Below are 7098 nucleotides of genomic sequence, written 5' to 3'. Positions count from 1 at the left end.
GGTGTGGGTCTGAGACACTCTCGCGCTCGTGGTGGCTGTCCCCCCCCGGGGCGGCCCCGGGGGGGCGCGCGGCGCGCTCCCGCTTCCTGGGGGGGCCGCGGGGGGCGGCCGGGCCCGCCGGGCCATCGGCGTCACGCGGGGCGCCCGGTCCGGCCGGACCGCCGGCACCACCCGGAGCCACCGGACAGGCCGGCCCCGCCGGGTCCACCGGACAGTCAGGGCCTGCCGGTCCTTCGGGCGTTCCGGGCGCGACCGGACCGTCGGCACCTCCCGGAGCGACCGGCGCCACGGGCCCGGCCGGACCCGCGGGCCCCGCCGGGCCACCGGGACCCGCCGGTCCCGCGGGACCGCGCGGCCCGGCCGGACCTGCCGGGCCGGCGGGCCCGCCGGGACCTCCCGGTCCGCCGGGCGGATCCGGCGGTGGCGGGTAGCCCGGATGGCCGCGCGTCTGTCTCTCACGATGATCGTGCGGGACGAGGAGGCCCTGCTCGGGCGTGTCCTGCGCGACGCGGCCGGTTTCTGCGACGAAATGGTCGTCGTGGACACCGGCTCGCGGGATCGGACCCGCCGGATCGCGCGTGAAGCGGGCGCCCGGGTTCTCGACGTCGGCTGGGACGACGACTTCGCGGCCGCGCGGAACGTCTCCCTCGACGCCTGCACGGGAGACTGGGTGCTGTGGCTCGACGCCGACGACGTCGTGCCGCCCGGCGTGCAAGCGGCGCTGCGCGGCGCGAAACAGGAAATCCTGACCGGGGAACTGGACGCCGTCACCACGCCGTACCACTACGCTTTCGACGCCGACACCGGCGCGTGTCTCCACACTTTCCCGCGTGAGCGGCTCGCCCGCAGGGTGGCGGGCCTGCGCTGGACGGGCGCGGTGCACGAATTCCTCGACATACCGGGAAATCGCGTGCTGTACCGCGCGGATCTCGCCGTCGAACACCGTCCGGACCCGGCGAAGCGCGCCGCGAAGAGCAGCCGGAATCTCCGCATCATCGAGCGAATGGTGCGCGAGGGCGACCATTCGTCACGCACGCGGTACTACCACGCCTGCGAACTCCGTGATGCCGGACGCCACGCCGAAGCTCTCGACGCCTACACGGCGTACTTCCGAAATCCCGGCAAGGAGTGGGAGCAGTACACGGCGCGGCTCAGCGCCGCTGAATGCGCCGGAAAGCTCGGCCGCACCGGCGAAGCGGCCGAGCAGCTGCACGCGGCCTTGCGGTTGGACCCTTCGCGGGCGGAGGCATTCCTCCGGCTCGGCCTGCCGCATTTCGAACGCGGGGAATGGGCGAAAGCGCTGCCCTTCTACGCTGCCGCGTCGACCGTGGAGACACCTGTCACGGGGTTCGTCTCCCCTCCCGATTACGGGTGGCGGCCGTGGGACTACCTGAGCGTCTGCCTTGCCCGGCTCGGCAGGCACGAGGACAGCATCGCGGCCGCGGTCACCTCGCTCGAGGCCGGGAATCCCGAGCGGGAACGGCTGCTGGCGAACATCCGGTGGTCGGCGGACCGGCTCCCGCGACGGCAGGAGTAGCCCGGCGTCAGAAGTGGAAGATTCCCGTGAACAGCGCGGGGGAGGCGGCCAGCAGGCTGAACCGGATCCAGCGGCCGGCGATCCCGGCGGTGAGGAAGGTCGCCAGCCGCATCCGGACCAGCCCGGCCAGCACGCTCGTCGCCATGAACGGCGGCAGCCCGACGATCGAACTCACCCCGTAGGTCCCGGCCATCCAGTGCGGGTGCCGGTGACAGCGCTCGCGCAGCGCGTCGAGCCAGCCGCGGATCCGCTTCGTGCGCATCCGCCAGCGGTCGCGCCGCGGCGAGGGCGGGCGTTCGCGGTGCAGCCGGTCGTGCAGGAACCGGGGCAGTTTGATCGAACCGCGCGCGGCGAGGAAATACAGCAGTTTCCCGGCGATCTGGCCGACCGCGACGACCGCGCCCAGCGCCAGCCAGTGCAGGTCCGGATGGCTCGCGACCAGCCCCAGCAGGAACACCTCGACATTGATCAGCGGGACGATCGCCGAGCCGAACGCGACGCCGAGCGTCACGAGCAGCCAGCCGATCATCATGCCTCCGGGATTGGGACGTCAGTCCAAGCTAGCGCAGATTCGGCGGAGCATACGGCAGGCCGACGTGACGGTGACCGGTCCGGGCAACGATTGCTGTTGCTGATCGTGACCTGGACATCGGTTCCAGTGAAGGCACGACGTCGAGGTCGTTCGGTCCTCATGTTTGTCCGACAGTGCCCCAGCCGGCTCGTTCGGCTACTCGCCGCGCCGCCGGTTCCTCTACATTCCGACCCTAGATGCGTTTGCACCTAGGGTCAGAAGGGGCACGATGAAGCTTGAGTTCCCCCTGCTGGGACTCCTGGCGGCGCGGTCGATGAGCGGCTACGACATCAAACGGTGGTGCGAGGTCGAGGGAAAGTTCGTCGGCCTGGACCGCCACGCCAGTCAGATCTATCGCGAGCTGAACCGGATGCAGGTCGACGGGTGGGTTCAGTGGCAGACCGATCCCCGGGACGGCGCCCCGGACGCGAAGATCTACACCGTCACCGAGGCGGGGTTGCAGCGGCTCCGGCACTGGGTGCGTTCCTCGTACGTGCCGCCGCGCCGGTTCCAGGATCCGGAGTTCGCGTTTCGGCTCCGCGTGGGCATGATGCTCGGCGAGCCGGGCATGTCCGACCTCGTGCGGCAGGAACTGGCGGCGCGGCGGGAGCAGGTGCGGCTCAACCGCGACCGCCCGTACGACACCGAGACCGACGACGATCGCGCCGAGATCGACGCGGAAGCACTGGATTTCATCGCACGGGAGATCCGCCACCAGGGCGAGCGGCAGATCGACGGGTGGATCGCGTGGCTCGAGCGACTGCTGGCCACGATCGATACCCGGGCGGCCGCTGCGAAGCCGAAACCGGACGGCCGGCCGGAGGTGAGCAGCTGATGCGCGCGGTCCTGATGCTGTTCGACAGCCTCAACCGCCGGTTGTTGCCGCCGTACGGCGCCGACTGGGTGCACGCCCCGAACTTCACCCGGCTCGCCGCGCACACCGTACGGTTCGACAACTGCTACGGCGGTTCGATGCCGTGCATGCCCGCTCGCCGGGAGATGCACACCGGGCGCCACAACTTCCTGCACCGTTCCTGGGGCCCCTTGGAACCCTTCGACGACTCTGTGCCGGAGATGTTGTCCGCGGCGGGAATCTACCCGCACCTGGTCACCGACCACCCGCACTACTGGGAAGACGGCGGAGCGACATATCACAGCCGTTTTCGCACCTTCGAGTTCTTCCGGGGGCAGGAGGGCGACGCGTGGAAGGGGCAGGTCGCCGACCCGCCGCAACCGGAGAGCCCGCGCCGGGTCCGCCACCACCTGTGGCGGCAGGATCTCGTGAACCGGCAGTACCTGGCCGTGGAGGCCGATCACCCGCAGATCCAGACGGTGAACGCCGGCATCGAGTTCATCCGCACGAACCACGCCGAGGACGCGTGGTTCGTGCAGATCGAGTGCTTCGACCCGCACGAACCGTACTTTTCCCACCGCGAGCACCAGCGCCACTATCCCGCTCTGGACGCCACGAGCCAGGCCCCGGCGTGGCCCGACTACAAGCGAGTGGCCGAAGATGCGGAAACCGTGCGCCGGACGCGGGCCGAGTACGCCGCGCTGCTGACGATGTGCGACGCGTCGCTGGGCCGCGTCCTGGACGTCTTCGACGAGCTGGGTCTCTGGGACGACACGCTGCTGATCGTGTGCACCGACCACGGGTTCCTGCTGGGCGAGCACGGCTGGTGGGGCAAGAACGCGCAGCCTTGGTACGACGAGAACATCCACACCCCGCTGTTCGTGTGGGATCCGGTCGCCAGGGTGAAAGCCGCCACCTGCCGGGAATTGGTTCAGACCATTGACTTCGGTCCGACCCTGCTGGATTTCTTCGGTGTAGAGCCCACCCCGGATATGCAGGGCCGGTCGCTGCTGCCGCTGCTGCGCGATCCGGCACCGGGCAGGCACCGCGCGGGGGCACTGTTCGGGGTCTTCGGTGGGCACGTCAATGTCACCGACGGGCGGTACGTGTATATGCGCGCCCCGGTCGCGCCGGGCAACGCGCCGTTGTTCGAGCACACCCTGATGCCCACGCACATGGCGTCCCGCTTCACCCCGGCCGAACTGGAGAACGCTCAGCTGGTCGGCCCGCTCCCGTTCACCAAGAACGTCCCGGTGCTGCGAGTACCCGGGTTCGCCGTCGGCGACCCGTTCGCCTTCGGCACGGTCCTGTTCGACCTGGAGAGCGATCCCGGGCAGCAGCACCCGGTCATCGACGACGACCTCGAACTGCGAATGATCGCGCTCCTGCTGGAACTCATGCGCGCGGGCGACGCGCCGGACTCCCAGTTCACCCGCCTCGGCCTGCCCCGCGAGGGGCCCGCCGATTCCCGGCATCTGCTGGCCCGGACCCAGTTGCGGTCCTATCGCGAAGCCGTCGAGCCGCTGCCGGGCCCCGGGGACTTCCCCACCGGGCGGCCGGGGGTGAACACGCCGATCACCGAGCTGCTCGCCACCGCCGGCACCCGAGTGATCGTCGAGGCCACGCTCGGGCCCGCGATCGCCCGCATCGCCGAGCAGACCGGCTCGGCCACCCTCCTCGACCTTGCCGCCTTCAGCCCGGTTCTGACCAGGCAAACCCTGTACCGGCTCGATCGGGCACTGGCCGGAAGCAGACCGGTCCACCACCACCCCCAGTGAGGTATGCCTTGGCAGACACCATCGCACCGGCGTCCCCGGCCCCGGCCGGCCACAGCCCCGTGATCGTCCCCGGCCGCTGGCGAAAACTCGCCGTCGTCGTCGCTCCGCTCTGGGCCGACAACAACGAATCCAGCGTGCTCAGCACTCTCGCCCCGATCATCACTCAGGCGCTCGCGGCGCCGGTGGCCGCGGTCGGCTACCTGACCTCCATCGGGAAGTTCATCAGCATCGTGTTCGGGCCGCTGTGGGCGTGGGTGGCGCGCAGGACGAATCGCAAGATCGCCTTCGTTCTGGCCTCCGGCCTCGCCGGTGTGGCCACCGCCGCCACCGGCCTCGCGCAGAACTACGCCCAGCTCATCGTCCTGTTCGGACTGTCGGCCGTGTTCATCGCCGCGGCCCTGCCGATCGCCAGTGAAATCACCGCCGACCTGTTCGACGAGAAATCGCGCGGTCGCGCCAACGGTTACACCTGGGGCGTAATCTCGCTGCTCGGCTCGGTGCTCGGCCCGCTGATCGGGCAGTTGTCCCGCGTGCCCGACGGCTGGCGCTACGGATTCTTCGCCTGGGGCGCCATCACCTTGCTCACCGCTGTGCTGCTGGCCGTGTTCTTCACCGATCCCGCCGTCGGAGCCAGCGAGCCCGCTACGGCGCCGGCGACCGCCCGGCAGCGGGCCGGGGACGACCGGATCACCTGGGCCAAGGTGCGGCAGATGCTCCGGATCCCGACGTTCGTCCTCATGCTGATTCAGCGGCTCATCTCGGGCCACCTGCTGATCGCGAGCTTCGGCGTCGTTTTCCTCGTGCATACCTACGGTTTCAGCACCGCGGTCGCTTCGATCGTCACCCTGCCCTTCGGCATCGGCTACCTCTTCGGTACCTTCGGCGGCGGTTTGGCCACCGACCTGCTCCAGGCTCGGCTTCCCCGGATCGGACGCATCATCGTCCTGCAGTTCGCCCAGTTCGGCTTCGGTGTCGTAGCCGTGGTGGGTACCCAGCACGACTGGGGCGGTATCGAGGTCTTCGCCGGCTTCTGGGCGGTCCTGGGATTCATGCAGGGCCTGAATCCCGGCGTGAACCGGCCCATCGTGGCCGCCGTCGTACCGCCCGAAATGCGCGGCGCGGCCTTCGCGCTCCTGCTGTCGGTGTTCGAAGCCCTCGCCTACGCCCTGTTCAACCTCGCCGCCGGCCTGCTCGCCGGCGTGCTCGGCCTGCGTGGCGTCATGCTCTGGATCCCCGGCATTCTGATGCTCGTCAACGCTGCCTTCTGCACCATCCTCTATCGCACCTATCCCCGCGACGTCGACCGGCAACGCGCGCTCCTGGCCGAGCGAGCGCGGCCCATGGCAGCCGGATGAACCCCGCTCGCGACGACCGGCACCCGATCGAACAGGTACGCCTGCCCGGCGGGACCTTCGCGATGGGCGATCCGCTCCACGACGGTTTTCACGCTGACGGGGAAACACCGGTGCACACCGTGGAACTTTCGCCGTTCACGATCGACACGACGACTGTCACCAATGCCGCCTTCGCGACGTTCGTCGAGCAGACCGGGTACGAAACCGACGCGGAGCGGTTCGGATTCTCCGCCGTGTTCCACCCGGTGCTGGCAGCAGACGAAGGAGACCTCGTCGGACGAGTCACGCGTACGCCCTGGTGGGTGGGGGTGAAAGGCGCCGACTGGCGACATCCGGAGGGACGGCATTCGAGCGTCGACGATCGTGCGGACCACCCGGTCGTGCAGGTGTCCTGGTGCGACGCCGGCGCCTACTGCGGCTGGGCAGGCCGGCGCCTCCCGACCGAGGCGGAATGGGAATTCGCCGCTCGCGGTGGCCTGCCAGGGGCCCGCTATCCGTGGGGTGACGAACCACCGGGAGCCGGCGGTGAGTGGCGGGCGAACATCTGGCAGGGCACCTTTCCGACGGATAACACCCGGGACGACGGTTTCCTCACCACGGCACCGGTGCGCTCGTACCGGCCCAACGGGTACGGGCTCTGGCAGATGGCCGGGAATGTGTGGGAATGGTGCTCCGATCGGTTCTCCCCGAACACTTACAGCCATGACGCCCGAGCAGGACGCGTGCGCGATCCACAAGGTGCCGCGGCCGGGGAGTCGCGTGTGCTGCGTGGCGGCTCGTACCTCTGCCACGACAGCTACTGCACCAGATATCGCAACGCCGCCCGATCCTCGAACACCCCGGATTCCGCCATGGGCAACGCGGGCTTCCGCACCGTCGCCACGGCGGCCGGATGAGGCGGCGGCTACGACACCCGCCGACCGCGCAACACCGGCCGCGTCCTTGATGGACCAGTCGGTGCTGACGGTCAACGAGGGAACCCTCGAGGTGAGGGTGCAGCTCCG

Annotated in this window: 6 protein-coding genes; 5 read left to right on the top strand and 1 reads right to left on the bottom strand. The window is 69.8% G+C overall.

All coding sequences use genetic code 11. The features are described 5' to 3' along the window. Window positions 1-436: 436 nt before the first annotated feature. The gene (locus ACFWX1_RS34560) at window positions 437-1537 is read left to right on the top strand and encodes a glycosyltransferase (RefSeq protein WP_378393976.1); all 1101 of its coding nucleotides are present in this window, start codon (window positions 437-439) and stop codon (window positions 1535-1537) included. Window positions 1538-1544: 7 nt separating this feature from the next. On the opposite strand, the gene ACFWX1_RS34555 is transcribed toward ACFWX1_RS34560, so the two are convergent. After that, window positions 1545-2066 (bottom strand): hypothetical protein, encoded by a 522-nt coding sequence (locus ACFWX1_RS34555; RefSeq protein WP_378324276.1) that lies wholly within the window; start codon window positions 2064-2066, stop codon window positions 1545-1547. A 271-nt stretch (window positions 2067-2337) separates the two neighbouring features. Here ACFWX1_RS34555 and ACFWX1_RS34550 point away from each other — a divergent pair, with 271 nt between their 5' ends. From ACFWX1_RS34550 to ACFWX1_RS34535, 4 genes are read left to right on the top strand one after another with little or no spacing between them, the layout of a single operon-like run. Further along, window positions 2338-2943: a PadR family transcriptional regulator gene (locus tag ACFWX1_RS34550; protein WP_378393975.1), complete on the top strand. Its 606-nt coding sequence runs from the start codon at window positions 2338-2340 to the stop codon at window positions 2941-2943. Then, entirely contained in the window at window positions 2943-4739 is a 1797-nt protein-coding gene (locus ACFWX1_RS34545; protein WP_378393974.1) for a sulfatase, read from the top strand. The genes ACFWX1_RS34550 and ACFWX1_RS34545 overlap by 1 nt, the downstream gene beginning before the upstream one ends. Before the next feature lie 8 nt (window positions 4740-4747). Next, window positions 4748-6094: an MFS transporter gene (locus ACFWX1_RS34540; RefSeq protein ID WP_378393973.1), complete on the top strand. Its 1347-nt coding sequence runs from the start codon at window positions 4748-4750 to the stop codon at window positions 6092-6094. Continuing rightward, the gene (locus ACFWX1_RS34535; protein ID WP_378393972.1) at window positions 6091-6990 is read left to right on the top strand and encodes a formylglycine-generating enzyme family protein; all 900 of its coding nucleotides are present in this window, start codon (window positions 6091-6093) and stop codon (window positions 6988-6990) included. Before ACFWX1_RS34540 ends, ACFWX1_RS34535 begins: the two co-directional genes overlap by 4 nt. Window positions 6991-7098: the final 108 nt, after the last annotated feature.

The organism is Amycolatopsis sp. NPDC059021 (assembly GCF_042739895.1).
Taxonomy (GTDB): domain Bacteria; phylum Actinomycetota; class Actinomycetes; order Mycobacteriales; family Pseudonocardiaceae; genus Amycolatopsis.
The sequence above is the reverse complement of the archived record's forward strand: the minus strand, read 5'-3'. Positions and strand labels throughout refer to the sequence as shown.

Excerpts from the sequence above, each read along its gene's own strand:
- ACFWX1_RS34560 (WP_378393976.1), top strand. The coding sequence starts at position 437 with ATGGCCGCGCGTCTGTCTCTCACGATGATCGTGCGGGACGAGGAGGCC.
- ACFWX1_RS34555 (WP_378324276.1), bottom strand. The coding sequence starts at position 2,066 with ATGATCGGCTGGCTGCTCGTGACGCTCGGCGTCGCGTTCGGCTCGGCG.
- ACFWX1_RS34550 (WP_378393975.1), top strand. The coding sequence starts at position 2,338 with ATGAAGCTTGAGTTCCCCCTGCTGGGACTCCTGGCGGCGCGGTCGATG.
- ACFWX1_RS34545 (WP_378393974.1), top strand. The coding sequence starts at position 2,943 with ATGCGCGCGGTCCTGATGCTGTTCGACAGCCTCAACCGCCGGTTGTTG.
- ACFWX1_RS34535 (WP_378393972.1), top strand. The coding sequence starts at position 6,091 with ATGAACCCCGCTCGCGACGACCGGCACCCGATCGAACAGGTACGCCTG.